Here is a 25,342-nt window from a genome sequence, read left to right as displayed (position 1 = left end):
ATGGATTGAGAATTATTTGGCTTTCGCTTTAGACTTTACCGCAGCTTTGTTGGCCTGGCCGTTTTTCGCAACCTGACCATTTTTTGCAGCTTTGCCATTAACAGCAGCCTCGGGCTGAGGCTTTTCCGCCTGGGCTGCCTGCGCCCGTGCCGGGCGCTCGCGGCGGGCAGGAGCTGGCGCTGCGGCGGGCACTGCGACTTCGGCACGGGCACGGCGGGGATTGGACTGCCGGCCGGTTTCAGCGGCAACTGGCGCGGCATCGCTACGGCTCTGGGCGCGGCGGGCGGCCATGCCATTCTGCGCTTGTGGCGCGGCGTCGTACGATTCGCGGGCGCGGTACGTATCGCGGGCACCACGGCGCACAGGCTCCGGCTCGGGCTCCGGCTCGTAGGAACTGAGCTGGAAGGTTTCGAGGCCGGCCTGGAGGTCGTCGGCAATGTCGGTGAGGCGCTGCGAGCTGGTGGTCAGCTCCTGCATGGCCGTCGATAGTTGCTTAGCTGTGCCGGCTACCTGCTGCGTGCCGGTAGCCGTTTGCTCAGCAATGGCTACCACTTCTTCCACGTACTTCACCACGTCGCCAATCGAAGTTTTCTGTACCTCGGTAGCCGTGAGAATGTCGCGCGAGGTGCGGAGCGTTTCGCCTGAACTGGTGGCAATGTTTTTAAAGGCCGAGCTGGCTTCGAACGTGGCGTTCTTGCCTTTCAATACGCGGTTTTCCATGGTCGAAATAGCCGTGGCTGCCGTGGTCGTATCCTTTTTCACGTCGTCAACCAGCGTGGCAATTTCGTTGGCCGAACGGCGGGAGCTTTCAGCCAGCTTCCGGATTTCCTCGGCTACTACGGCGAAACCACGGCCGGCTTCCCCGGCGCGGGCTGCTTCGATGGCGGCGTTCAGAGCCAGCAGGTTGGTTTGCGAGGCGATGTCTGTGATTACGCCCAGCGACTTGCTAATTTCGCCCGAACGGGTGCTCAATACTTCGATAGTGCGTGAAGTTTGCGAAGCGGCGCTGGATATCTCTTCCATGTTTTTCACCACTTCGGCCACCGTTTTCAGACCGAGCTGCGAGGTTTGCTCACCCAAGATTGCCGATTTGTTCACGACGTCGGCCTTGTTGGCCGTTTCCTTGGTGGCCTGCATGATTTCTTCAATCAGCTTAAAGGCCTGGTCGGTTTTCAAAGCCTGGTTCTGAGCACCTTCGGCCATCTGCTGCATGGCCAGGGCCACATCGACGGTTACGCGGCTCATTTCCTGTCCTTTGCCAGCCATTTCTTCCGAAGAAGTACCCACAATCTGCGACGAGTCGTTGATTTCGCCGAGCAGCTCGTTCAGGTTTTCGACGGCAAGGTTCAGGGCGTCGGCCATGGCCAGAATGTCGCCCGTGGTCGGCACGTCTACGCGCTGAGTCAGGTCGCCTTCCGAGATGGCGCGCACCACGCGGGCCACTTCCAGCACCGGCGAGGCGATGGATTCGAGCAGGGCGTTGAGCGTATCCACCAATTCTTTCCAGCTACCCGACACGCCGCCTACCGTGGCGCGCTCGGTCAGTTTGCCTTCCACACCGGCTACTTTCGCCACGCGGCTAACTTCGACGGCGAGGCGGTTTAGGTCATCCACCATGCTGTTGATGGTGTCGGCCAGGTCGGCCACTTCGCCTTTGGCTTGCAGCGTCAGCTTCTGCGTCAAGTCACCCTTCGATACCGCCGTCACAACTTTCACGATGCCCCGCACCTGCGTGGTGAGGTTGGAGGCCATGTAGTTTACGTTGTCGGTCAGTTCCTTCCACACGCCGGCCACGTTCGGCACACTGGCCTGGCCACCCAGTTTGCCTTCGGTACCTACTTCCTGCGCCACACGGGTTACCTCGCCGGCGAAGATGTTCAGGGAGTCCACCATCTGGTTCAAGTTGTCCTTCAGGTCCAACAGCTCGCCATTGACGTTTACCGATACCTTCTGGCTCAGGTCGCCGCGCGATACGGCGGTGGCCACGTTGGCAATGTCCCGCACCTGAGAAGTCAGGTTGCTGGCCATCGTGTTTACGTTGTCCGTCAGGTCTTTCCAGGTGCCGCGCACGTTGGGCACTTTGGCTTGGCCGCCGAGTTTGCCTTCGGTACCTACTTCGCGGGCCACGCGGGTTACTTCGTCACCGAAGATGTTGAGCGAGTCCACCATTTCGTTGAGGTTTTCCTTCAACTGGAGCAGCTCGCCGCGCACGTTAACCGTGATTTTCTGCGAAAGGTCGCCTTTGGCTACGGCCGTTGCTACGTTGGCAATGTCCCGCATCTGCGAAGTCAGGTTGCTGGCCATCGTGTTCACGTTGTCCGTCAAATCCTTCCAGGTACCCGAGACTTTCGGCACGTTGGCCTGACCGCCGAGGATACCCTCCGTGCCCACTTCGCGGGCCACGCGGGTTACCTCGCCGGCGAAGATGTTGAGCGAGTCCACCATTTGGTTCAGGTTGTCCTTCAGGTCCAGCAGCTCGCCTTTTACATCTACCGTGATTTTCTGCGAAAGGTCACCTTTCGATACGGCGGTTGCTACGTTGGCAATGTCTCGTACCTGACTGGTCAAGTTCGAGGCCATCGTGTTCACGTTGTCGGTCAGCTCTTTCCAGGTGCCGCCTACGCGGGGCACTACGGCCTGGCCGCCGAGTTTGCCTTCGGTACCTACTTCGCGGGCCACGCGGGTTACTTCGTCGCCAAAGATGTTGAGCGAGTCCACCATCTGGTTGAGGATGTTCTTCAGCTCCAGGATTTCGCCCTTCACGTTTACCGTCATCTTCTGGCTCAAGTCGCCGCGGGCTACGGCCGTGGCCACGTTGGCAATGTCCCGTACCTGCGAGGTAAGAGCTGCGGCCATGTCGTTTACGTTGTCGGTGAGGGCTTTCCACACACCGGCCACGTTTGGTACGCTGGCCTGGCCGCCGAGTTTACCTTCAGTTCCCACCTCCTGGGCCACGCGGGTTACCTCGCCGGCAAACAGGTTGAGGGACGCCACCATCTGGTTCAGGTTCTGCTTCAGCTGCAGGAATTCGCCTTTTACATCAACGGTAACCGTCTGCGTCAGGTCACCTTTAGCTACGGCCGTGGCTACGTTGGCAATGTCTCGTACCTGACTAGTCAGGTTACTAGCCATGTAGTTTACGTTGTCCGTCAGGTCTTTCCACACACCGGCCACGCTGGGTACCGAGGCCTGGCCGCCGAGGCGGCCTTCGGTGCCTACTTCCTGCGCCACGCGGGTTACCTCGCCGGCAAACAGGTTCAGCGAGTCCACCATCTGGTTCAGGTTCTGCTTCAGCTGGAGCAGCTCGCCTTTTACATCGACGGTTACTTTCTGGCTCAAGTCGCCTTTAGCTACGGCCGTTGCTACGTTGGCAATGTCCCGCACCTGAGAAGTCAGGTTGCTGGCCATGTTGTTTACGTTATCCGTCAGGTCCTTCCACACGCCGGCCACGTTCGGCACGCTGGCCTGGCCGCCGAGTTTTCCTTCCGTACCCACTTCCTGCGCCACGCGGGTTACCTCGCCGGCAAACAGGTTCAGCGAGTCTACCATCTGGTTCAGGTTCTGCTTCAGCTGCAGGAATTCGCCTTTTACATCAACGGTAATCTTTTGCGACAAGTCGCCTTTAGCTACCGCAGTTGCCACGTTGGCGATGTCTCGTACCTGCACGGTGAGGTTCGAGGCCATGTTGTTTACGTTGTCGGTCAGGTCTTTCCAGATGCCGCCCACGTTGGGCACCGAAGCCTGGCCACCGAGCTTCCCTTCGGTGCCTACCTCTTGCGCCACGCGGGTTACCTCGCCGGCGAAGATGTTCAAGTTGTCAATCGTTTTGTTGATAGTTTCGGCCATCAACTTAAAGTCGCCCGATACCGGAATCTGGAAGCTTTCGTCCAGATTGCCGCGGCTGATGTTCTTCAGTACCTTGCCCACTTCCAACACTGGCACGGCGATGCTGTCCACCAGGCCGTTGATGTTGTTTACCATGTCGCGCCAGAAGCCGGCAGCGCTATCGGCCGAGGCCCGAGCTTTCAGGTTGCCTTCCACCCCGGCCACTTTCGAGATGCGCGACACCTCGCCCCCTACCCCGGCAATCATGTCCACCATCGAGTTGTAGGCTTCCGCGATTTCGGCGAAAATGTCGTCGTTCTGCTTGGTGAGCCGCACCGACACGTCGCCCTTCTTAAAGGCATCAAGCGCGTAAAGCACCCGATTGAGCTGGTCGTTTACGTAGCCCGGGTCCTGGGTGTCGACGGAGCCGCGCGAGCCGCCCTTCTTGCGGGTCAGGTCGTTGTTGGTGCGCACCACGTCGAGCGCTGAAACAGCGCCGGCGTCCGGCGTTGCGCCGTCAATGACATCCGTAGGAGTTGCAGCGGCACGCCGAGCCTTGGGTCGCGGATTCTGGGGGGAAGCCATATTAATAGTATGGGAATCGATTCAGGAAGGGGAAAGCTAATCGGGAGGGCGAAGTACGGGGGTTAGCCGCGAATAAGCAAAGATAACCCCGCCCGGTACGGCGCTGAACCCGCCGGGCTGCTGACTCGTTCCCGAGGCGCGGCTCCGGCCGGATTATTGCTACCGGATGCGGCTGCTAAGATTTAAGCGGCATCTTTGCGGCCAATTTTAACTTTTCGTCGCAGCTGGTCGTTTCACCTTCACAGTTACCCCTCTCCTACTGCCGCACCCCTTACCCGCCCACATGGTCAAGAATTTAGTTATCGTCGAGTCGCCGGCCAAGGCGAAAACCATTGAAGGCTACCTCGGCCAGGATTTCGTGGTGCGTTCCAGCTACGGCCACGTCCGCGACTTGCCGAAGGACAACAATGCCATCGATATTGCCAACGGTTTCAAGCCCACCTATGTGGTTTCGGCCGACAAGCGCGAGCTCATCGCGCAGCTAAAAAAACTTTCGAAGGAAGCCGAAACCGTCTGGTTGGCGAGTGACGATGACCGCGAGGGCGAAGCCATCTCGTGGCACCTGGCCGAAACGCTGAACCTGCCCGAAGCCAAAACCAAGCGCATCGTATTCCGCGAAATCACCAAAAACGCCATTCTGGGTGCTATTGCCGACCCGCGCACGGTGAACCAGGACCTGGTGAATGCCCAGCAGGCCCGCCGCGTGCTCGACCGCCTCGTGGGCTTTGAACTGAGCCCGGTGCTCTGGAAAAAGGTGAAGCCCGGCCTGAGCGCTGGCCGTGTGCAGAGCGTGGCCGTGCGGCTGGTGGTGGAGCGGGAGCGCGAAATCAGCCAGTTTTTGCGGGCAAGCGCCTACCGCGTTGTGGCCCGCTTTGATGCCGGCCGCGGGGCCATGCTGGAGGCCGAGCTGCCCACTCGTTATAAGACGCGCGAAGAAGCCGAGGCCTTTTTGCAGCGTTGCGTGGGGGCGTCGTACCAGATTGAGAGCCTGGATAAGAAGCCCGGCAAGCGCAGCCCGGCCGCGCCATTTACCACGTCCACGCTGCAGCAGGAAGCTTCGCGCAAGCTGGGCTTCTCGGTGGCGCAGACAATGAGCGTGGCGCAGAAACTGTACGAAGCCGGTAAAATCAGCTACATGCGCACAGACTCGGTGAACCTGAGTCAGGAAGCACTGGCGGGCGCACAGGCGGCCATCACGGCAGCTTATGGGGCCGAATACCACCACACGCGCACATTCAAAACCAAGTCGGCCTCGGCCCAGGAGGCGCACGAAGCCATTCGCCCCACGGATTTCAGCGCGGTGAAAGCGGGCTCGGATGCGTCGGAACAGCGGCTGTACGACCTCATCCGCAAGCGGGCCATGGCTTCGCAAATGGCGGAGGCGGTGATTGAGCGCACCACGGCGGTTATCGGCATCAGCACCCAGCCGGGCGTAACACTAACGGCCAGCGGCGAGGTGATTACCTTCGAGGGCTTCCTGAAAGTGTATGCCGAGAGCAAGGACGAGGAGGAAGAGGACGACGCCAAAGACGGCGAAAGCAGCTTCTCGCGCGGCCTGCCGCCACTGAGCGTGGGCCAGAACCTGCCCTTGCAGCGCCTGAGCGCCACGGAGCGGTTTTCGTCGCCGCCGGCGCGCTACACCGAGGCTTCGCTGGTGAAAAAGCTGGAGGAAATGGGCATTGGCCGGCCTTCAACTTACGCCCCGACCATCAGCACCGTGCAGAAGCGCGGCTATGTAGAGAAGGATTCGCGGGAGGGCAAGGAGCGCAAATTCCACGTGTTGACGCTGGACGGCAACGCGGTGCAGACCGAAGTAAAAACCGAGAACTACGGCGCTGAGAAAGCCAAGCTGTTTCCCACCGATACGGCCATGGTGGTGAACGACTTTCTGGTGGCGCACTTTCCGGTGATTGTGGACTACCAGTTCACGGCTAAGGTGGAGGACGAGTTCGACCAGATTGCCAACGGCCACGAAAACTGGACGCAGATGCTGACGGGTTTCTACGGCAAGTTCCACGCGACTATTGAGGCCGGGCAGGACATCGACCGCAGCACCGTGGGCGGCACCCGCGAGCTGGGCGTGCACCCCGAAACCGGCGAGCGTATCTCGGCCCGCCTGGGTAAATACGGCCCCTACGTGGCCCTGGGCGACACCGAAGGCGAAACCAAACCGGCCTACGCCAACCTGCGCAAGGGACAGTTCATTGAAAGCATCACGCTCGAAGACGCGCTGGAGTTATTCAAGCTGCCGCGTGTGGTGGGCGAGTTCGAGGATAAGGCCATGACGGCCGCGCTGGGCCGTTTCGGTCCTTATATCCGCCACGACAGCAAGTTCTTCTCTCTTACCAAGGAGCAGGACCCGCACACCATCACGGCCGAAGAAGCCGTGGCCCTGATTGAGAACAAGCGCAAAACCGACGCCGAGCGCCTCATCAAAAGCTTCCCCGAAAACCCCGATATTCAGGTGCTGAACGGCCGTTTCGGTCCTTACATCGTGGCGGGCAAGAAGAACGTGAAGATTCCCAAGGGCGAAGAGCCTACCGAACTCACGCTGGAGCGCTGCATCGAGCTGGCCGATGCCACGCCCGAAAAGCCCAAAGGTGGCCGATTCGGCAAAAAAGCTGCTCCCGCCAAGGAGGAGAAAGACGCGGATGCGCCGGCTAAAAAAACCGCCAAGGCCACCGCTAAAAAACCAGCGGCCAAAAAGAAGCCTGCTGCCAAGAAGCCGGCCACGAAAACTGCCACCGCTAAAAAGCCCGCTGCTAAGGCAAAATAATTTTTGCGCCCTGGCGTTCAGACCGTCCAAAAAGCCCGCACTTCGCGGGCTTTTTTGGGTTTTCGCTTATGCTGTTTAGTCGCCTGTTGCTTCCGGTTGCGTTGTCCTTAATTCTCGTGAGTGCGTCGCCCGGACCCGAGGGACGTCCGGTTGACCTTGCTTACCCGTGGCTGGAGGCATGGGTCCCGGTCGGCCAGACTTTGGCGACCCGCTTTTTGCCTCCCGCCGGCTGCCAACGAGTGCCCGTGGCCGCCAGCTCGTGGGGCGAGTGGCTCCGCTGGCTGCCCCTGAAGCCGGCTGGTACCAAAGCCCGCCTCTACAACGGCCAGCTAAAGGACCGGCAAGACGTGGTGGCGGCGGTGGTCAACATCGACGTGCCGCCCCAGGATTTGCAGCAGTGCGCCGATGCCGTGATTAGGCTGCGGGCCGAATACGGTTTTAGCCACGACCCGAACAAGGTGCATTTTCACCTCACCACGGGCTATGATTTCTGGTTTTCGGACTTTGTGGCCGGGCGCACGTTTCGGGTAGCCAACGAGGAGGTGCTACCAGCAACCCGGCCCGCCGAAGCGCCCACCCACGCGGCGCTGGTCCGCTACCTGGTGCCCACGTTCGGGTACGCGGGCACGAAGTCGCTGAGCCGGGAGCTGCGGCCGGTGCCGCTGGCGCAGGTGCAGCCCGGCGACGTGCTCATTCACGGCGGCGCGCCCGGCCACGCGGTACTGGTAGTTGATGTGGCCGAGAACCCGGCCTCGCACCAGAAATATGTGCTGCTGGCCCAGAGCTATATGCCGGCCCAGAGCATTCACGTGCTTCGCAATATTGATGCACCGGCACTCGGCGCCTGGTTTGCCGTACCCGGGCCGGCCGGGGCCGAGTTTGATACGCCGGAGTGGACGTTTGCCCGCGAGGAGTTGAAGCGGTTTGAATAGCTACGCTTTAACCGGCACAATGGCTTCAATGCTGACCGCGCTCAACTCATCGAAACTCCGAATAATGCGGTCGGCCTGGTGCAGGTCCTGGCCTTCGGAATGGGGACTGAGGTAGGCGATGCAATAAATTCCGGCCGCCTTGGCCGCGGCTACGCCGTTGGCCGCGTCTTCGATGACGATGCACTTGGTGACGGGGGTTCCGGCCAGTTCGGCGGCGCGCAGGAAGATGGCCGGGTTGGGCTTGGACTCGGCAAAGTCTTCGCCGCTAATGCGGTAGGCGAAGTACTCGCCCAGTCCGAAACGGTCGAACACCCGGGCAATGGTGGCTTTGGAGGCTGAAGATGCGACTACCAGCTGCACGTCGTGGCGGCGCAGGTCTTCGATGAGCACCCGCACGCCGGGCAGCAGGTCGAGACTGGCATCTTCGTCAAAAGACTGGTTGAACAACTCGCGCTTGCGCATGACCATGGCTTCCACGTCCTGCCTGAGGCCATATTTCTGCTTAAGCAGCTGGAAGACGTTGCGCGTCGATTTGCCCAGAAAAGTCGCATACTCGGCGGCCGAAACGGGAATACCCAGTTCGGCAAACTGCGTGAAGAAAGCGTGGCGGTGAATGGGCTCGGTGTCGATAATAACGCCGTCCATGTCGAAGATTACCGTGTGAATCATGAAAGTGGAAGCAGGAGAATAACCAGGGCAAAGGTACCGGCTGGCCGCACAGCCCCTGCCCGCAACAGAAATAATAGAAGTTGGAAAACTTTTCTATCGGAAATGATGTATATACATCAAATGTATCTACATTTGTCACACCAACGCATCTAACTAACGCCCCTATCATGGCTAACACCGTTCTGCATCCCGCCAACACCCGAGGCCACGCCAACCATGGCTGGCTCAATTCCTTTCACACCTTCAGCTTTGCCGGCTACAACAACCCCGAGCGCGTGCACTTCGGCGCGCTGCGCGTGCTGAACGACGACACCGTGGCCGGCGGCATGGGCTTCAGCAAGCACCCGCACGACAACATGGAGATTATCTCCATCCCGCTCTCCGGCGACTTGGAGCACCAAGATTCGATGGGCAACAAAACCGTCATTCGCCAGCACGACGTGCAGGTGATGAGCGCCGGCACCGGCGTGGCCCACTCCGAGAAAAACCACAACCAGCATCAGGAAGTGAAATTTCTGCAAATCTGGGTGTTCCCGAAAGAGCGGGGCATCAAGCCAAACTACGGCCAGGAAACCTTCGCCCCGGAGGCCCGCCACAACCAGCTGCTGCAAGTGGTATCGCCCGCCGGCGACGGCACCAACCCGCATATCAATCAAGATGCCTGGTTCCACATCGGCAACCTCGATAAAGGCTTTGCGACCGACTATGCCGTGAAAAAATCCGGCAACGGCGTCTACGCTTTCGTGCTGGAAGGGGACGTGACCATCAACGGCCAGGCCCTGCACCGCCGCGACGGCTTCGGCATCTGGGACACCGAGAAACTCGAAATCAGCGCCGACAGCAACGCCGAGTTGCTGCTGATGGAAGTGCCGATGCAATTTTAATTGTTCTGGCGGTTCGCCTCACTCCTCAGCCCCCGCTCCGGTGGAGGGGGCGCCTGCCGAACATTTATGCGACCTTTCTTGCTAATAAGCTTCAAACAACTAACCTACTAAATCAACCCAGCCGCGCCGCCTTGGCTCTCCCTCTCCACCGGAGCGGGGGCCGAGGAGTGAGGCGAACCGCCAAAACATGAAACCCGCCCCCACCACCTACCCCGTTCACGAGCTCATTCGCAACCGTTGGAGCCCCCGCTCCTTCTCCGCGCAGCCCGTGGAGCAGGAAAAACTGAATCAGGTATTTGAAGCTGCTTCCTGGGCGTTCAGCGCCATGAATTTGCAGCCCTGGCAGTACATCTACGCGCACAAGGCCGACACCGAAGCCTTCCAGAAAATCCTCGATTGCCTGATGCCCGGCAACCAGCCCTGGGCCAAAAACGCGCCCGTGCTCATCATCGCCCTGGCCCAAACGGCCAACGCCGACGGCCAGCCCAACGGCGCGGCCATGCACGACCTCGGCGCTGCTAATGCCACTCTCTTCCTTGAAGCCACCGCGCTGGGCCTGCACGGGCACGTGATGGGCGGCTTCGACCGCGACAAGACCCGCCGCGAGTTCAATCTGCCCGACAACCTCACGCCGGCCGTGGTAATGGCCCTCGGCTACATCGGCGAGGCCGAGCAGCTTGAAGAACCCTTCCTGAGCCGCGAAAAGGCCGCCCGCAGCCGTAAACCGGTAGCTGAATTCGCCTTCCGCAACGAGTTGCCCGCCGCGCAATGAAAACCCGCCTCACCCGCGCCGCCGAGCGCGGCCTCAAGGACATTGGCTGGCTGAAAAGCAACCTCTCGCTCAGCTTCGGGCCGTATGCCGACCCGGAGCGCAGCGGCTTCGGCCTGCTCCGCACCTTCAACGACGACGTAGTGCAGCCCGGCGGCGGCTTCGGCATCCACGGCCACGCCAACATGGAAATCATCTCCGTGATGCTGGCCGGCAGCATGAACCACAAAGACACCCTCGGCTACACCGAAGTGGTGCACCAGGACTGGGTGCAAATCATGAGCGCGGGCAGCGGCCTGCGCCACGAGGAGCACAACGTGGGCGACACCGACGTGAATTTCCTGCAAATCTGGATTGAGCCCAAGCTCCAGAACATCGGCCCGCGCTACCAGCGCCGCCAGTTTCCGGAAGCCCAGCGCGTGAACCAGCTCACCACCATCGTGAGCAATGAGGAAGGCACCGCCCACTGCTGGATAAACCAGAACGCGAAACTATCCCTCGGCTACTATACTGAGACGCAAACAGTGAATTATAGCTTCATGCCGCTGAATAAGCTGCTGTTTCTGTTCGTCATCAGCGGCAGCGTAACGGTGGCCGGCCAGGAAGTGCGGGAGCGCGACAGCCTCGGCATCTGGGACACGGACCGCGTGAGCATTGAAGCGGCAGCTGGTGCGCGGTTTCTGCTCATCGAGTGCCCGATTAACCATTAAATGAGAGGCGTAGAGACGCATAATTGCGTCTCGTCATTGGACAATATCTGAACGATGCGGCCGACGAGACGCAATTATGCGTCTCTATAACCGGCCCATGTCCCTGATAACACAAAAAAAGCTGCCCCATACCAGGGCAGCTTTTTTGTTACAGTACAAACCCGCGTCAACGCCCTACCCTTGAATAAAGGCCAGCAAATCGGCGTTGATGGTGGCGGCTTCCGTGGCGGGCATGCCGTGCGGGAAGCCGGGGTACGAAATCAGCTTGCCGTGCTGCAGCAGCTTGATGGACTTGGCGCTGCTAATGCCGAACGGCACAATCTGGTCGTCCTCGCCGTGCAGCAACAGCACGGGCACGGTCACGCTTTTCAGGTCTTCGGTGAAATCGGTTTCCGAGAATGCCTTGACGCCGAGGTAGTGGGCATTGGCCCCGCCGTTCATGCCCTGCCGCCACCAGTTGTCGCGGATGCCCTGCTTCACCTGGGCGCCCGGGCGGTTGTAGCCGTAGAACGGCAGGGTGAAATCCTGAAAATACTGCGCTCGGTTGGTGGCCGTGCTCTCCCGAATTTCATCAAACACCGCCATGGGCACGCCGTCGGGGTTGGCGGGGGTTTGCGCCATGAGGGGCGGTACGGCGCTGATGAGCACCGCCTTGGCCACGCGGCCCCGGGCCGCCCGAGCGGCGTAGCGAATGGCCACGCCCCCGCCCGTGGAATGGCCGATGTGCACGGCATCCTTGAGGTCGAGGTGGTCGGCTAGCTCGATGATGTCGGCCACGTAGGTGTCCATGTCGTGGCCGGTGGCGGCTTGCCCTGAGCGGCCGTGCCCGCGGCGGTCGGCTGCAATCACCCGGTAGCCTTTGTTCAGGAAAAACATCATCTGGGAGTCCCAGTCGTCGCTCGAGAGCGGCCAGCCGTGGTGAAACACCAGCGGCTGGCCGGTGCCCCAGTCCTTATAATAGATTTCGGTACCGTCTTTAACCTTGAGAGTTGCCATAAGTACGTTGCAGAAAATGAGGTAAGAAAAGGCATCAGGGTCCTGGCGTTGGTATGCCGCCTGGTGGCCCGGCTGCGTAAAGCTAACCGCCAGGCGGCTAAATATAATGTTTCCTAAATATTAACTATTATCTCATCAGTATCCGCAGCGGTAAACCGGCTTCCCCGCCTACTGGCTGGCCCCGTAGCCCACCACTAAGCCCTTAGTAACGCCAGCCCTAACCGTTTCAAAACCCACTGCCTCCAGCGGGCTTTTTTATAAACAACCGCTCCCCTCCCAACGTATTCTGCGCTCACGCATTTCCCCCATCCTCATGGCCGAAACCACCCTTAAAGCCGTCGCCGCCAAAATGGCGAAGCTCGACATCACCCTGCTCACCACTCACACCAGCCGCGGCCACCTCAGCACCCGCCCCATGAGCAACAACGGCGACGTGGAATACGACGGCAACTCTTATTACTTCACGTATGAGGGCTCCCGCACGGTCAGCGACATCACCGAGAACCCCCACGTCAGTCTCGGCTTCTCCGGCCCCGACTGGCTCTATGTGTCGGTGGTAGGCACGGCCACCCTCATCCGCCAAAAAGCCACCTTGGAAAAGCACTGGCTGCCGGAGCTGAAACGCTGGTTCAAGGACGGGATAGACACGCCCGGCATCGTGCTGATTCGGGTGCAGGCCAAGCGCATCAAGTTCTGGCACGGCGAGGAAGAAGGTGAGCTGACGCTGTAGGTGCGCGTTACCCAACTCCTACCCTCACACCAATACCCTCTCACCTCAAAAAATGAAACACCTCGTCGTCCTCACCGGCGCCGGCGTCTCGGCCGAGTCCGGTATCCGCACCTTCCGCGACACCAACGGGCTGTGGGAAGAGCACCGCGTCGAAGACGTGGCCTCGCCCGAGGGCTTCGCGCGCAACCCGGCCCTGGTGCTCGATTTCTACAACCAGCGCCGCGCCCAGGCCCGCACGGTGCAGCCCAACGCCGCCCACCTGGCCCTAGCTGGGTTCGAAGAAGAACCCAACTGGCGCGTCAGCATCATCACCCAGAACGTAGACGACCTGCACGAACGCGCCGGCTCTACCGACGTGCTGCACCTGCACGGCATGCTGAACCAGATGCGCTCAGTGGCCGACGAAACCACTGTCTACGACTGCCCCGGTGACATCAAGCTGGGCGACCTCGCCCCCGACGGCCACCAGCTCCGCCCCCACATTGTGTGGTTTGGCGAGATGGTGCCCGCCATCGAAGAAGCCGCCGAAACCGTGAGCACCGCCGATGCCCTGCTGGTGGTAGGCACCTCCCTGCAAGTGTACCCGGCCGCCGGCCTGCTGCACTACGCCCCCGCCACCTGCCCCGTCTTCGTCATCGACCCGCACCAGCCCGAAGCCGGCCGCCGCGGCGTGCGCTACGTGGCCGAGGCCGCCAGCACGGGCGTGCCCAAGGTGCTAAGGGAGCTGGCGGGATAGCGGCGTTTGTCATTGCGAGTGAAGCGCAGCGGAACGCGGCAATCCGTCCTATCAAAACTCAGACACTTTCTCTTTTACCAGAAAGCCCGATACTTCGCAATGTCTGGGCTTTGTCTTTGTCACATCTCAGGAATGGTCGCTGAGCGAGGACGGATTGCCGCGTTCCGCTGCGCTCCACTCGCAATGACAGGCGAACCCCAAAAAAATCACCCACCAAATACCTTCTCTTTTCTACCTTAGCGCCATGTACAGACTCGTCACCAAATACCAGCTTCTCGGCCTCCGCAAGGAACACGACGCCGCCCACCAGCACAATCACATGATGCTAAGGCCCATTGCCGGCGTGCCCGAAGCCTTCGAAACCGAGCAGGCTGCCTTCGACTGGGCCCTGAGCAACCACGAAGACCTGCGCCATCACCCCGAATTCGTGGTGTTGCCCGTGCACCACATGGTCATGACCTGGCAGCCCGAGGATGCCCCCCTCTAAGGGCGGCTTCTGGGCCGAATTCTGGCCCAAAGCCCTTATCATCGTGGCCCTCATCGCCGCCCTCTGGTTGCTCGAACACTACGGCATTATCCGACGCTGGTAAACGACTTTTTGCGCTGGTCCGCCTGCCCTTGGTAGGCGGACCAGTCGCGTTTTTCCCTAACCCACTTTATGGCTTCCGCATTTGGCCATGCCGCCCTGGGGGCTACTCTGGGCAAGCTCCTGCTCCCCGACCGCCGGCACTGGCCCTATTGGGTGGCTGCTGCCCTCTGCGCCGCCCTGCCCGATGTGGACTCCGTAGGCTACCGCCTGGGCGTGCCGTATGACAGCCTCTGGGGGCACAGGGCCTCACGCATTCGCTGCTGGCCGCGGCTGTAGTAGCTGCGGTGGGCGCCCTGCTGGGCCGGCTGCCCCGCCCCGGCCAGCGGCCACCCGCTAGGCGGCTCGCGCTGCTGCTGTTTTTGGCCACCGCCTCGCACGGCCTGCTCGATGCGATGACGACGGGCGGTCTGGGGGTAGCCTTTTTCAGCCCCTGGCACCCGGAGCGCTACTTCTTTCCCTTCCGGCCCATCAAAGTATCGCCCCTGAGCATCCGGGGGTTCTTTGGCGCTAAAGGGCTGCGGGTGCTGGCCAGCGAAGCCCTGTGGGTGGGCCTGCCGTGCCTGCTGCTGTTGGGCTGGCAGCAGCTATGGACTGGCCAGCGTAGGGAGAAGCCGGTGCTACGCTAACGCTTAGCAAATATGCTGACCGATGTAGAGACGCAATATTTTGCGTCTGGTCGTGGAACGAGGATAACTACATACACGAACATGGATAAGCAACGACGAGACGCAAAATATTGCTTCTCTACTCACTTGCAGATGCGGCCTACTGCCTCAGCCACTGCCGGGCATAGGCGGCAAATTCCATTTCATTAAACGCGGCCACCACCATGCCCACGTAGCCATCGGGCCGCACCACGTACAAGGTACCAGGCGCTTCGGTAGCGGTGGGAGCAATTTGTGTGGCGGCTAAGTTGTGCGCCGCCGCCCACGCCTGCGCCGCCGGCACCGGGCCAACGTGCAGCAGGTGCCAGCCCACGGGCCGCAACGCCTCGTAGCGCCCGGCAGCCCAGGGCAGGCGCTGCCCGCCTGCCACGCCCCCGGCCCGGCCCCGGCTCAGGGGCGAATGCGGGTACTTAATGCCTATTTGAGAGATGGTACGAAACATCAACCGGCGGATGGCGGGCACGCGCACGGCCAGCGGCAGCAGTAGCGGCGCCACCCAGCTGCGCACGAAGCTGGCCCAGGCCGTGGCCCGCGTGGCGCCAGTGAACGCGCGGTCGGTGGTGGCCACCAGCTGCCGCGCAAAGGGGATGCGTTCCGCTTCGTAGGTATCGAGCAGGGCTTCGGGCGCGGTGTGCTGCAGCACGGCGGCGAGTTTCCAGCCCAGGTTCACGGCATCGCCGAGGCCGGTGTTCATGCCCTGCCCGCCGGCCGGGCTGTGGATATGGCCCGCGTCGCCCACCAGAAACGCCCGGCCTTGCCGGAAGTGGTCGGCCACTCGGTGGTGCACCCGGTAGGTGGCAAACCAGCTCACCGACTGCACCCGGACGTGCTCGGTCGCCTCCAGCCCCGGCTGCACGGTGGCAAAGGTGGCGGCTTCCGGGGCCAGCCCATCGGGCAGCAGGCCGATAATGCGCATCCGCCCCTGCGGCATCGGAAAGAAGGCGTTGAAGGTGCGCGGGGCCAGCGATACTTCCAGCATCCGCCCCAGCCGGACATCTTCGTCCAGGCCCTCGGTCACGGTATCGGCCACGAAGAAAACCTGCTCGTACGTCCCGCCCGGAAAGCCGATGCCCAGCGCGTGCCGCACGGCCGAGTGGGCCCCATCGCAGCCCGCTACGTAGGCTGCAGTCACCGTTTCGGGCGGTTGGCCAGGGGCCTGTAGGGTGGCAGTGGCCCCGGCCGCTTCCTGCGTGAGGCCCGTGAGGCTGGTGTTCCACTCCACGGCCACACCGTAAGGCACCAGTGCCTCGCGCAGCAGCCGCTCCGTCTGGTCCTGCGAGATTGTGAGGGCATAGGGAAACGGGCTCAGCCCCTCGCCAATGCGGCCCAATGGCAGCTTAGCCGCTACGTGCCCTTTCCGGCGCAGGGCCACGCCGCGCACCATTTCGCCCTGCGCGATGAACGTTCCGGCAAATCCATGCCGGTCGAGCAGCTCCAGGGTGCGGGCGTGCATGACCAAGGCCCGGCTCAGGGGCGAAGGGCCCGGCAGCGGGTCGATAATACGGGGGCGCAGGCCGTGGCGGCACAGCTCCAGCGCCAGCATCAGGCCCGAAGGGCCGGCCCCGGCAATCAGCACGTTAGCAGCAGTTGGGTTCATCGGCGAAGTCGGCTGGTGGGCCGGTAAATATAGCCGAATGCGTCTTTCAGCTCGCCGGAAATAACCGCATGCTACTCCTCTGCCGTAGAAGAGGGTTATACCTTCTTCGCTTATGCCTTTTCGCTACGTTCGCGCCCTGATTGCCGGGCTGTTTCTCACTGCTTCGGCTCCCGGTTTTGCCCAGGCCCCGGCCCACACCGTTTTCCTGCTGGGCAATACTGCGCAGGCCGATTTACCCGCCGCCCGCCTTAAGCTGCTACGCGCCACGCTGGAGCAGCAAACCGGCCCTTTCACCGTGGTGCACCTCGGCGACATCGTGAGCAATACCGGCCTCGTGGCAAAAGGCGACACCGCCCTGGCCCAGGCCGAGCGCAACCGCGCCGACCAGCTCATTGCCCTGGTAAAGGGCCTGCCACAGGGCAAAATCTATTTCCTGCCCGGCGATAAGGACTGGGCCAACTCCGGCCCCGCCGGCCTCAAAGCCGTGCGCCGCCTCGAAAAGTACATCGAGAAGCAGCTGCCCGGCCAGAATGCCTTCATCCCCACCAACGGCTGCCCTGGCCCCGAAGTGGTGGACGTGGCCCCGCTGGTGCGCCTAGTGGCCATCAACACGCCGTGGTTCACGCACCCCTTCGACCGCCCCGAGGCGCCCGACACCGACTGCAAAACCCTCACGAAAGAAGAATTCCGTGAGCAGCTGCAGGACCTGATTGACGACACCAAGAACAAGAACGTGTTGCTGCTGGGCCACCACCCCGTGGTGACCAATGGCGTGTACGGCGGCCACGAGCCGCTTTCGCGCCATCTCAGCCCGCCGGTGTTTGGCACCATCTACGCGGCCTACCGTCAAAACGTGGGCACCCCCCGCGACCTGGCCAACCCGCGCTATCAGGAGCTGAAAAAAGAGCTGCTGAACACCTTGCAGAGCAACCCCGGCGTCATTTACGCCGCTGCCCACGATTTCAGCCTGCAAGTCACGCCTTTTCAGGGTAACTACCATGTTGTTAGCGGCAGCTTCGCCGAAAGCGAGCACGTGGGGGCCAGGGGCCAGTCGCTCTACAGCAAAAGCGAGGAAGGTTACACCACCCTCGAATACTTCGCCGATGGCACGGTAAAAACGCACGTTTTCACCTTTGATGATAAAGGCCAGGCCGCCAAGGGCGCTTATACTGCTACCCTTTTCCGCTCGGCCTGCGCTGAGGGTGGCGACCAGAAAGCGCCCGCCAACCCATTCATCACCACCTGCCCCGGCGCGACCAAAACCGTAGCCGAAGCCAAGCCCGATGCGCCATTCCAAGTCACAACTACCGTAGTACCCGGCCCCGAATACAAGCCCACCGGCAGCCGCGACTTCTTCATCGGCAAAATCTACCGCTCGTCGTGGCTGCAGCCCGTCACGGTGAAAACCCTGGATTTGACCACCGAAAAAGGTGGCCTGCGCCCCACCGGCAAAGGCGGCGGACGCCAGACGACCTCGCTCAAGCTCATTGCGGCTGATAGCTCGGAGTACGTGTTCCGCTCCGTGGATAAGGACGTGACCAAGATTCTGCCGCCCGAGCTGCGTAACTCCATTGCCTCCGACGTACTGCGCGACGTGACGGCCACGGCCAACCCGTACAGCAACTTGCCCATCAGCTACATGCTGGATCAGACGGACATTCTGCACGCCCGCCCGCGCCTGTTTCGCCTACCTGACAACCAACAGCTCGGCCCCTACCGCGAAGAATACGCCAACCTGCTCGGCACCCTCGAAGACTCGCCCAAAGACCCGAAGCCCAATCTGCCCGGCTTCGGCGGCTCCGATGAGGTGACGCGCAGCTTCGGCCTGTTCCGCAAGCTCTATAAGGACCACGACAACCACGTGGACGCGCCTGCCCTTGCCCGCGCCCGCGCCTTCGACATGCTGGTGGCCGACTTCGGCAAGCACGAGGACAACTGGAAGTGGGCCGGCTACAAGCAGAAGGACGGTGGTACGCTCTACCGCCCCATCCCGCGCGACCGCGACCAAAGCTTCACCCTCTGGAACGGCTTCCTCACCTACCTCGCCAACCGCGAGTGGGCCGTGCCCAGCATCGAAGGCTTCAACTCCGAGTTTCAGGACATGAAAAGCCTGAACTGGCCCGCCCGCCACCTCGACCGCTTCCTACTCCAGGACCTCACCCGTGAGCAGTGGCAGGAAACCGCAAAGTACCTGCAAGCCAAAATCACCCCTGCCGTTATCGACGGAGCCACCGCCCAGCTGCCGGCCGAAATCCAAACGCTTTCGGCCCAGGACATCAACCGCAAGCTTAAAGCCCGCATTCAGGAGCTGCCCAAGGCCATCGATGAATATTACCTGCTGCTGGCTCGCCGTGTAGATGTGGTGGGCTCGAACAAAGGCGAGGTATTCCAGGTGAACCGGATGCCTGATGGCCAGGTGCGCGTGCAGATGTTCGACCGCGCCGGCGACACCGACAGCCCCATAGGCACGGCCTTGTTCGACCGCACCTTCAAGCCCAACGAAACCGAGGAAGTGTGCCTCTACGGCCTCGGTGGCAAGGACGTGTTTTCCATCACCGGCGACGGGGGCAAGCATAGCATTCTGGTGCGCGTGATTGGCGGCGACGGCAAGGATAAAATCGGCGACAGCTCCACGGCCAGTGGCCTGCGCGCCCGCACCAAAATCTACGACCTGCCCGACACCGAAATGCAGCTCGGCCCGGAGTCGGACAACCGCACCAGCACGCGGCCAAGCGTGAACGAGTACGACCGCGAGCAGTTCGAATTCAACTCCTATCGCCCCAGCATCGGCCTGTTCTACAACGCCAACGACGGCTTCGGGGCCAGCGCGGGCATCACCTTCCTGCGGCAGGGCTTCCGCAAGCCGGGCTACAAGAACATGTACTCGTTCGATGTGCAGGGCAGCATCAACGGCCTGTTCCAGCTCACGGCCAGCACGCGGCACCGCTACGCCATCGGCAAGGTCGATGTGGGCGCTTCGGCCAGCTACGGCAGCTATTTCCCCTTCTACCGCTTCTTCGGGCTGGGCAATAACACCGGCTTCGACCAAACGCTCTACGACAACAAGTTCTACAACGCCCGCTACCAGGGGTACACCGTAAATGCCTTCCTGGAGCGTACCTTCCTGCAACGTAGCGTACTCCGCGTGGGGCCTACGTTTGAGAACTACACCAGCGACTTCGCCGGCAACACCTACCTCGGCACCATCGATACCCGCCCTGCCGACGTTCGGCCCAACACCGCCGCCCAGCGCCTAGTGGGCCTCAACGGTGTGTTCGACCTCGACCTGCGCAACCGCCCCAGTTTTGCCCAGCGCGGCGTGCGCATCCGGGTGCAGCACGACAGCTACCGCCAGCTCAGCAGCACCAAAAGCAACTTCGGCCTCACCCAGGGCTTCGCCGAGTATTACGGCACGGCCAAAATCGGCCTGCCCGTTACCCTTGTGCTGAAAGGCGGCGGGGCCAAAAACTACGGCCCCGACAGCGACATTCCGTTCTATAAATTCGCCAGCCTGGGCCAGAACGAGGGCCTGCGCGGCTACTATCGCAACCGCTTCAGCGGCGACGCCAGCCTGTACTACAACACCGAGCTACGCCTCGCCCTTGGCCAAATCAAAAACGGCTTCCTGCCCTTCTACTACGGCGTGTTTGGCTTCTACGACCAGGGCCGCGTGTATTACCAGGACGCCTCGCTCGGCGGCTGGCACTCGGGCTACGGCGCGGGCTTCTACATTGCCCCGGTGGTTGAAACCCTGGCCTTTGCCGTTTCTTACCAGAAGTCGGTGGAAAGCTCGCTCATCCAGTTCGGACTAGGCTTCCGGTTGGATAAGTAATTGATACCAAACGGTGATTTGGGCTGGCATGCGTCTTCGATGCATGCCAGCTTTTTTTTGACGGCTCCAGCTGCCGTACCGTCGACCCGCCCCGGCCATTGGACGAGTAGCCAATCGTTCGATGTAACCTTCCGGTAATTTCGGGGTCTATGCCAAAACAGCCGGCTGAAAGCGGTTCGGTTTTATTGGGTTTTACCACTATGTTATCTTGGCTACGGGCCTTTTTTCTGCGGTGCCAGCTGCCTCTGGCAATCGGGCTGGGCCTGGCCCTGAGCAGTGCGCTAACTGCGCAGGCGCAGCATGCCCCGCTCCTGCCGGCCTCTGCCGATGTGGAGGACGTGGCCCGGCTGGCTTTCTCCCGCCTGCCCGCGCACGATTCGCTGTCAATGGAGCACGGTCAGAAAGCCCTGCTGGTAGTGCCCGTGCTCGGCTACACGCAGCAAACCGGCGGCATTGCGCAGCTGGCATTTAGCATGGCCTTTGCCCGCCCGGCGGCCAACGTCTCGACGGTGCTGGCCGGGGCTGCCTACACTGCCAACGACCAGCTCATCATCACGGCCACGTCCTCCATCTGGCTGCCCGACAACCGCTGGTATTTCGTGGGCGACTGGCGGCTAATGCGCTACCCCCAAAGCACCTACGGCCTGGGCATGTACACCAGCACCACCGACCGCGTGGTGAGCATGAACTACAACTACCTGCGCGTCTACGAAAGCGCGCTGCGGCGCGTGGCCCCAGCCTGGTACGTAGGCCTGGGCTATCAGCTCGACTACCACTGGGACATTGTGAGCCGCAACAGTTTCCGCGAGGTAAGCCGGATTTCGCGCTACCGTTTCGGGGTTGAGGGCATGTCGGTATCGTCGGGGCCGGTTTTGTCTCTGCTGCACGACAGCCGTGCCAATGCCATCAATCCACAGGGCGGCGAGTATCTCAGCACCCAGTTGCGCACCAACCTGAAAAGATTCGGCAGCACCACCGCCTCCGACATGCTGCTTATCGACGCCCGCACCTATCTGCACCCTTCACCGCGCTCAACCAATATCCTGGCCTTCTGGTCCTACAACGTCCTCACCATCGCCGGCAATCCCCCCTTCCTCGACCTGCCCAGTACCGGCTGGGACACCTACAGCAACACCGGCCGGGGCTTCATCCAGGGTCGGTTTCGGGGCGATAACCTGCTCTACGGCGAGGTGGAATACCGCTACGGCATCACTCGCAACCACTTGCTGGGCGGCGTGGTCTTCGCCAATGCCCAGAGCGTGACCGAGCAGGAAAGCCGGCGCTTCGAGAAAGTGGTGCCCGCCGCCGGTGCCGGCCTGCGCCTGCGCCTCAACAAGGTTTCCAACACCAACCTGGCCATCGACTACGGTTTCGGGGCCGACGGCTCCAATGGCTTGTCGCTGAACCTGGGCGAGGTTTTTTGAGTAAGCAGGGATTTAGCAAAGCTGCCCGCCTGGCAGCCAAAACCAATGCCCAAAGCCCCGCCCGGCGGCTTACCTTTGGGCTTTATTTACCCCTGCTCCTGCATGAATTTCCCCCTTCGCAAGCTCGCCGCTATTGATATTGGGTCCAACGCCGTTCGTTGTCAGATATCGGCCGTGCTGTATTACGAAGGACGCTACCGTCTCAAGCGCGTCGAGTACGTGCGTTTCCCCATGCGCTTGGGCGAGGACGTGTTTGCCAGCGGCGAGATTTCGCCCGCCAAGGAGGAAAAATTCGTCAAGTTCCTGCACTCGCTGCGCCTGCTGATGGAAGTGCACGACGTGGCCCACTACCTCGTGTGCGCCACCTCGGCCATGCGCTCGGCGGCCAACGGCGCGGCCATTGCCGCCCGTGTGCGCCAGGAGTTGGGCATGGAAATCAAGGTAATCGATGGGCAGGACGAAGCCTTCTACATCAACCGCGTCATCGAGCACGTTCTGGAAGACAAGCGCCACTACCTGCACATCGACGTAGGCGGTGGCAGCACCGAGTTCAACATCTACCACGACCGCCGCAAGGTGGCCGCGCAGTCGTTCGAAATCGGCTCCATCCGCCGCATGCAGCAGGAAGAAAGCGGCGAAGTCGGCACCGACGCCCAGGCCGAGCTCTGGACCCGCATGGAAGCCTGGGTGCGCGCCAACGCCCGCAAATACCACGTCACCCGCGCCATCGGCACGGGCGGCAACATCAACAAAATCTACAGCCTCACTTCTTCGGACCCCGATAAGCACATCACCCGCCGCGCCATCGAAACCACGCTCAAGCGCCTCTCCGGCCTTAGCATGACCGAACGCGTGAACGTGGCCATGCTCAACCCCGACCGTGCCGACGTCATCATTCCCGCTGGCCATATCTACCTCTCGGCCATGCAGTGGGCCAACGTCAATACCATGGTCGTGCCCGATATCGGCCTGAAAGATGGCATGCTCCAGGCCTTGTTCGAGGAGTTTTTCGACGAGCTAAGCCCCGACGGCGGCCACCCCGCCATCCTCCCCGTCCCCGACGTGCAGAATCAGCCCGCCGAAATGGAGTAATCCTGTCATTACGAGGCCGCAGCCCGCGTCAATCCGGCCCGTCAAAACCAGCCACGCCCTTATGCTAAAAAGCCCCGATACTTTACCGTATCGGGGCTTTTTGTTTATAAAATGGCTTTGTCACATCTCAGGGTGGCCCTTATTGAGAGAGCGGATTGCCGCCTCGCTCGCAATAACAGGCATTGCTACACCTTTGCTGCTCCCACCGCCGCTTCATCGATATGCCCCACGGGCGTGGCATCGTCCTCACACACATCGTCGGGCTCTCCACCTTCGCCGAAGGAATCGTCTTGCGCACTGGCTTCCACGGATTCCAATGCGGCCGCCGCTTCCGAGGCTTCCTGTGCGGCTGCCGCTTCGGCGCGGCGTTGTTCCTGCACGCCCAACAGGGCCAGCAGGCCTTCGGGCGTGGCAGTGGCCAGTTGGGCTTCGTCGCGCTTGAAAAAGTCCTTGTGCACGTTCACCACGGGCTCGCCGGGAGCCGGATGCTGCCGAATGTAAGCACCATCTTCCCGCATCACGTAGCTATTCTGGTTGTCCATCATATTCATCATCAGAATATTAATGGCTTCCCGCTTAAGCTGCGGGTTCACAATCAGGAACAAAGCCTCAATTCGCCGGTCGAACGAGCGCACCATCACATCGGCCGAGCCGGCGTACACCTTGGCATCGCCGCCGTTGTGGAAGTAGAATAGCCGCGTATGCTCCAGGAATTCACCCACGATGCTGCGCACCTCAATGTTCTCGCTCAACCCTGGCCGCCCTGGCCGCAGGCAGCAAATGCCGCGCACGATAAACCGAATGGGCACGCCTGCTTTAGCCGCACGGTAAAACTCGTCGATAATCTCCTTGTCTTCCAGCGAGTTCATCTTCATCACAATGCCGCTGGGCAGGCCTTTCTTGGCGTGCTTCACCTCCTCCCGAATCAGGTGAATGAGCTGCTGCCGCATGTCCTTCGGCGCCGTGATGAGGTATTCGTAGTCGTCGGGCTGCGAGTGGCCGGTGATTACGTTGAAGAATTCCGACACGTCGTGCCCGTACACGTCATTGGTGGTGAGCAGGCTAACGTCGGTGTAGAGGCGCGAAGTCTGCTCATTGTAGTTGCCCGAGCCGATGTGCACGTAGCGCGTTACCTTCTCGCCTTCCTTGCGGATTATCATGAGCAGCTTGGTGTGCGTCTTGTACTTGCTCACTCCGTAAATCACGAAGCAGCCCGCCTTTTCCAATCGCGCCCCTTCCCGGATGTTCTTTTCCTCGTCAAACCGCGCCTTCACCTCAAACAGCACCGAAACGTGCTTGCCGTTCTCAGCCGCTTTCAGCAGCGCAGCCGAAACGCGGGAGTCGTCGGCCAGGCGGTAAATGGTTTGCTTGATGCCCAACACGTGCGGGTCCACGGCCGCCTGTTCCAGCAGCCGTACCATCGGCTCGATGCTGTTGTAAGGGTGGTGCAGCAGCACGTCGTGGTGCTTGAGGTAATCAAACAGATTATCCTCGGCGCCCTCAGGTAGACTAAGCGGCTGCACAGTGGCGGGCATTTTAGCCGTTTTGCCCCGGAAATTGGGGTGGCGCACAATCTGCCACAAGCCTTTCAGGTCAATCAGCGAATTGATAACAAATACGTTACCGTTATCAATATTCCACCGCTCGCGCAGCACATTCATCAGCGTAATCGAGGCATTGGGCTCCACTTCCACGCGCACCACGCGGCCACGCTTACGGGTTTTCAGGCCCACCTGAATTTCCTTGATGAAGTCGTTATCAATATCGTCCGACTCCTCCAGCGTGAAATCCCCGTTGCGGGTGATGCGGAACAAGTCGGCCGACACAATTTCCACGTTGCGAAACAGGCGGGGCAGAAACTCGCGCACCACTTCCTCAATTGGCACAAAAATGACTTTGTCCTTGCGCGTGAGTTCAAAAAACCGCGTCAGGTTCTGCGGTATCTGCACGAAGGTGAGACGCTCTTGCCCTTTTTCAGCCTCGCCATCCAGCCCCACCGCAATGCCACTGCCAATGCGCGTAACCACCCCGAAGATTAGCATCTGGTTCATCATCAGCGGGAAACCGTGGTACGAGTCGTACACCATCGGCGTGAGCAGCGGAAACACGGTATTCTTGAAATAACCGTCGGCCTTTTTCACTTCAAGCTCCGTCAGGTCGCTCATCTTGAGAATGTTGAAGCCGTTCTTTTCGAAGTTGGGCTTCAACTCATTCAGATACGTCAGGCTTTGGTCATTCACAAAGCGGTGCGCGAAGTCGAGCAGCTTGCGCCGGAAAGGCAATTCCCGCAAACCCGAGTAGTCAATCCGCTCCTTGCCGTAGTCGAGGTAATTATACAGCGAGCCCACCCGAATCATGAAAAATTCGTCCAGGTTCGAGCTGGTGATGGCCAGAAACTTAAGCTTATCAAACAGGCCCCGGCTAGCGTCCTGCACCTGGTCGAGCACGCGGTAGTTAAACCGTAGCCAACTCAAATCGCGGCTGATGTACTTGCTTTTGCGGATAAGGTCGGCGGACTTGAAGAGCTTCAT

The 25,342-nt window shown here is 61.0% G+C and carries 16 protein-coding genes and 1 pseudogene; 12 read left to right on the top strand and 5 right to left on the bottom strand.

Annotated features, from left to right (window positions below; genetic code table 11):
- Positions 1-12: 12 nt before the first annotated feature.
- A complete protein-coding gene (locus I7X13_RS01845) occupies positions 13-4,410 on the bottom strand; it encodes a methyl-accepting chemotaxis protein (RefSeq protein ID WP_233454633.1) in 4,398 nt (1,465 codons plus the stop codon).
- Between the two features lie 283 nt (positions 4,411-4,693).
- Between I7X13_RS01845 and topA the strand changes: the two genes are divergently transcribed.
- Together topA and I7X13_RS01835 are read left to right on the top strand one after the other, a co-directional pair.
- On the top strand, positions 4,694-7,186 hold the full coding sequence (topA, locus tag I7X13_RS01840) for a type I DNA topoisomerase (protein WP_198074134.1): 2,493 nt from the start codon (positions 4,694-4,696) through the stop codon (positions 7,184-7,186).
- A 68-nt stretch (positions 7,187-7,254) separates the two neighbouring features.
- Positions 7,255-8,118, top strand: coding sequence for a DUF4846 domain-containing protein (locus tag I7X13_RS01835; protein ID WP_262895081.1), 864 nt, complete (start codon positions 7,255-7,257; stop codon positions 8,116-8,118).
- On the opposite strand, the gene I7X13_RS01830 is transcribed toward I7X13_RS01835, so the two are convergent.
- Positions 8,119-8,787 (bottom strand): HAD family hydrolase, encoded by a 669-nt coding sequence (locus I7X13_RS01830; RefSeq protein ID WP_213019002.1) that lies wholly within the window; start codon positions 8,785-8,787, stop codon positions 8,119-8,121.
- A gap of 167 nt (positions 8,788-8,954) precedes the next feature.
- On the opposite strand from I7X13_RS01830, the gene I7X13_RS01825 reads away from it, so the two are divergent.
- From I7X13_RS01825 to I7X13_RS01815, 3 genes are all read left to right on the top strand, one after another.
- Entirely contained in the window at positions 8,955-9,671 is a 717-nt protein-coding gene (locus tag I7X13_RS01825) for a pirin family protein (protein ID WP_198074132.1), read from the top strand.
- A 187-nt stretch (positions 9,672-9,858) separates the two neighbouring features.
- Positions 9,859-10,443 (top strand): nitroreductase family protein, encoded by a 585-nt coding sequence (locus tag I7X13_RS01820; protein WP_198070450.1) that lies wholly within the window; start codon positions 9,859-9,861, stop codon positions 10,441-10,443.
- The gene (locus I7X13_RS01815; RefSeq protein WP_198074131.1) at positions 10,440-11,150 is read left to right on the top strand and encodes a pirin family protein; all 711 of its coding nucleotides are present in this window, start codon (positions 10,440-10,442) and stop codon (positions 11,148-11,150) included. Before I7X13_RS01820 ends, I7X13_RS01815 begins: the two co-directional genes overlap by 4 nt.
- Positions 11,151-11,324: 174 nt before the next feature.
- Here I7X13_RS01815 and I7X13_RS01810 read toward each other — a convergent pair whose 3' ends face one another.
- The gene (locus tag I7X13_RS01810; protein ID WP_198074130.1) at positions 11,325-12,146 is read right to left on the bottom strand and encodes an alpha/beta fold hydrolase; all 822 of its coding nucleotides are present in this window, start codon (positions 12,144-12,146) and stop codon (positions 11,325-11,327) included.
- 313 nt (positions 12,147-12,459) lie between these two features.
- Between I7X13_RS01810 and I7X13_RS01805 the strand changes: the two genes are divergently transcribed.
- The 4 genes and pseudogenes from I7X13_RS01805 (at position 12,460) to I7X13_RS22010 (ending at position 14,827) form a co-directional block, all read left to right on the top strand.
- Entirely contained in the window at positions 12,460-12,876 is a 417-nt protein-coding gene (locus tag I7X13_RS01805) for a pyridoxamine 5'-phosphate oxidase family protein (protein ID WP_198074129.1), read from the top strand.
- A gap of 52 nt (positions 12,877-12,928) precedes the next feature.
- A complete protein-coding gene (locus I7X13_RS01800) occupies positions 12,929-13,612 on the top strand; it encodes an SIR2 family NAD-dependent protein deacylase (RefSeq protein WP_198074128.1) in 684 nt (227 codons plus the stop codon).
- Between the two features lie 244 nt (positions 13,613-13,856).
- Entirely contained in the window at positions 13,857-14,099 is a 243-nt protein-coding gene (locus I7X13_RS01795; RefSeq protein ID WP_198070445.1) for a hypothetical protein, read from the top strand.
- 171 nt (positions 14,100-14,270) lie between these two features.
- Positions 14,271-14,827: pseudogene (locus tag I7X13_RS22010) on the top strand (metal-dependent hydrolase).
- Between the two features lie 139 nt (positions 14,828-14,966).
- On the opposite strand, the gene I7X13_RS01780 reads toward I7X13_RS22010, so the two are convergent.
- Positions 14,967-16,463, bottom strand: a complete 1,497-nt coding sequence (locus tag I7X13_RS01780) for an FAD-dependent monooxygenase (protein WP_198074126.1) — start codon at positions 16,461-16,463, stop codon at positions 14,967-14,969.
- A 112-nt stretch (positions 16,464-16,575) separates the two neighbouring features.
- On the opposite strand from I7X13_RS01780, the gene I7X13_RS01775 reads away from it, so the two are divergent.
- The 3 genes from I7X13_RS01775 to I7X13_RS01765 all read left to right on the top strand — a co-directional run bounded on the left by I7X13_RS01775 (position 16,576) and on the right by I7X13_RS01765 (position 22,811).
- Positions 16,576-20,295 carry a BamA/TamA family outer membrane protein gene (locus I7X13_RS01775; RefSeq protein WP_198074125.1) on the top strand — a complete coding sequence of 1,240 codons (3,720 nt, stop codon included), beginning with the start codon at positions 16,576-16,578 and terminating at the stop codon, positions 20,293-20,295.
- A gap of 200 nt (positions 20,296-20,495) precedes the next feature.
- Positions 20,496-21,719 (top strand): BamA/TamA family outer membrane protein, encoded by a 1,224-nt coding sequence (locus tag I7X13_RS01770; RefSeq protein ID WP_198074124.1) that lies wholly within the window; start codon positions 20,496-20,498, stop codon positions 21,717-21,719.
- A gap of 102 nt (positions 21,720-21,821) precedes the next feature.
- Complete coding sequence (locus tag I7X13_RS01765) at positions 21,822-22,811, top strand: Ppx/GppA phosphatase family protein (protein WP_198070440.1); 990 nt, start codon at positions 21,822-21,824, stop codon at positions 22,809-22,811.
- 185 nt (positions 22,812-22,996) lie between these two features.
- Here I7X13_RS01765 and ppk1 read toward each other — a convergent pair whose 3' ends face one another.
- The gene (gene ppk1, locus I7X13_RS01760; protein ID WP_233454632.1) at positions 22,997-25,342 is read right to left on the bottom strand and encodes a polyphosphate kinase 1; all 2,346 of its coding nucleotides are present in this window, start codon (positions 25,340-25,342) and stop codon (positions 22,997-22,999) included.

Source organism: Hymenobacter negativus, from assembly GCF_016056375.1.
Lineage (GTDB): Bacteria > Bacteroidota > Bacteroidia > Cytophagales > Hymenobacteraceae > Hymenobacter > Hymenobacter negativus_A.
Note: the sequence above shows the minus strand (reverse complement) of the source record. Positions and strands in the feature narration are given on the sequence as shown.

Excerpts from the sequence above, each read along its gene's own strand:
- I7X13_RS01845 (WP_233454633.1), bottom strand. The coding sequence starts at position 4,410 with ATGGCTTCCCCCCAGAATCCGCGACCCAAGGCTCGGCGTGCCGCTGCA.
- topA (WP_198074134.1), top strand. The coding sequence starts at position 4,694 with ATGGTCAAGAATTTAGTTATCGTCGAGTCGCCGGCCAAGGCGAAAACC.
- I7X13_RS01835 (WP_262895081.1), top strand. The coding sequence starts at position 7,255 with ATGCTGTTTAGTCGCCTGTTGCTTCCGGTTGCGTTGTCCTTAATTCTC.
- I7X13_RS01830 (WP_213019002.1), bottom strand. The coding sequence starts at position 8,787 with ATGATTCACACGGTAATCTTCGACATGGACGGCGTTATTATCGACACC.
- I7X13_RS01825 (WP_198074132.1), top strand. The coding sequence starts at position 8,955 with ATGGCTAACACCGTTCTGCATCCCGCCAACACCCGAGGCCACGCCAAC.
- I7X13_RS01820 (WP_198070450.1), top strand. The coding sequence starts at position 9,859 with ATGAAACCCGCCCCCACCACCTACCCCGTTCACGAGCTCATTCGCAAC.
- I7X13_RS01815 (WP_198074131.1), top strand. The coding sequence starts at position 10,440 with ATGAAAACCCGCCTCACCCGCGCCGCCGAGCGCGGCCTCAAGGACATT.
- I7X13_RS01810 (WP_198074130.1), bottom strand. The coding sequence starts at position 12,146 with ATGGCAACTCTCAAGGTTAAAGACGGTACCGAAATCTATTATAAGGAC.
- I7X13_RS01805 (WP_198074129.1), top strand. The coding sequence starts at position 12,460 with ATGGCCGAAACCACCCTTAAAGCCGTCGCCGCCAAAATGGCGAAGCTC.
- I7X13_RS01800 (WP_198074128.1), top strand. The coding sequence starts at position 12,929 with ATGAAACACCTCGTCGTCCTCACCGGCGCCGGCGTCTCGGCCGAGTCC.
- I7X13_RS01795 (WP_198070445.1), top strand. The coding sequence starts at position 13,857 with ATGTACAGACTCGTCACCAAATACCAGCTTCTCGGCCTCCGCAAGGAA.
- I7X13_RS01780 (WP_198074126.1), bottom strand. The coding sequence starts at position 16,463 with ATGAACCCAACTGCTGCTAACGTGCTGATTGCCGGGGCCGGCCCTTCG.
- I7X13_RS01775 (WP_198074125.1), top strand. The coding sequence starts at position 16,576 with ATGCCTTTTCGCTACGTTCGCGCCCTGATTGCCGGGCTGTTTCTCACT.
- I7X13_RS01770 (WP_198074124.1), top strand. The coding sequence starts at position 20,496 with ATGTTATCTTGGCTACGGGCCTTTTTTCTGCGGTGCCAGCTGCCTCTG.
- I7X13_RS01765 (WP_198070440.1), top strand. The coding sequence starts at position 21,822 with ATGAATTTCCCCCTTCGCAAGCTCGCCGCTATTGATATTGGGTCCAAC.
- ppk1 (WP_233454632.1), bottom strand. The coding sequence starts at position 25,342 with ATGAAGCTCTTCAAGTCCGCCGACCTTATCCGCAAAAGCAAGTACATC.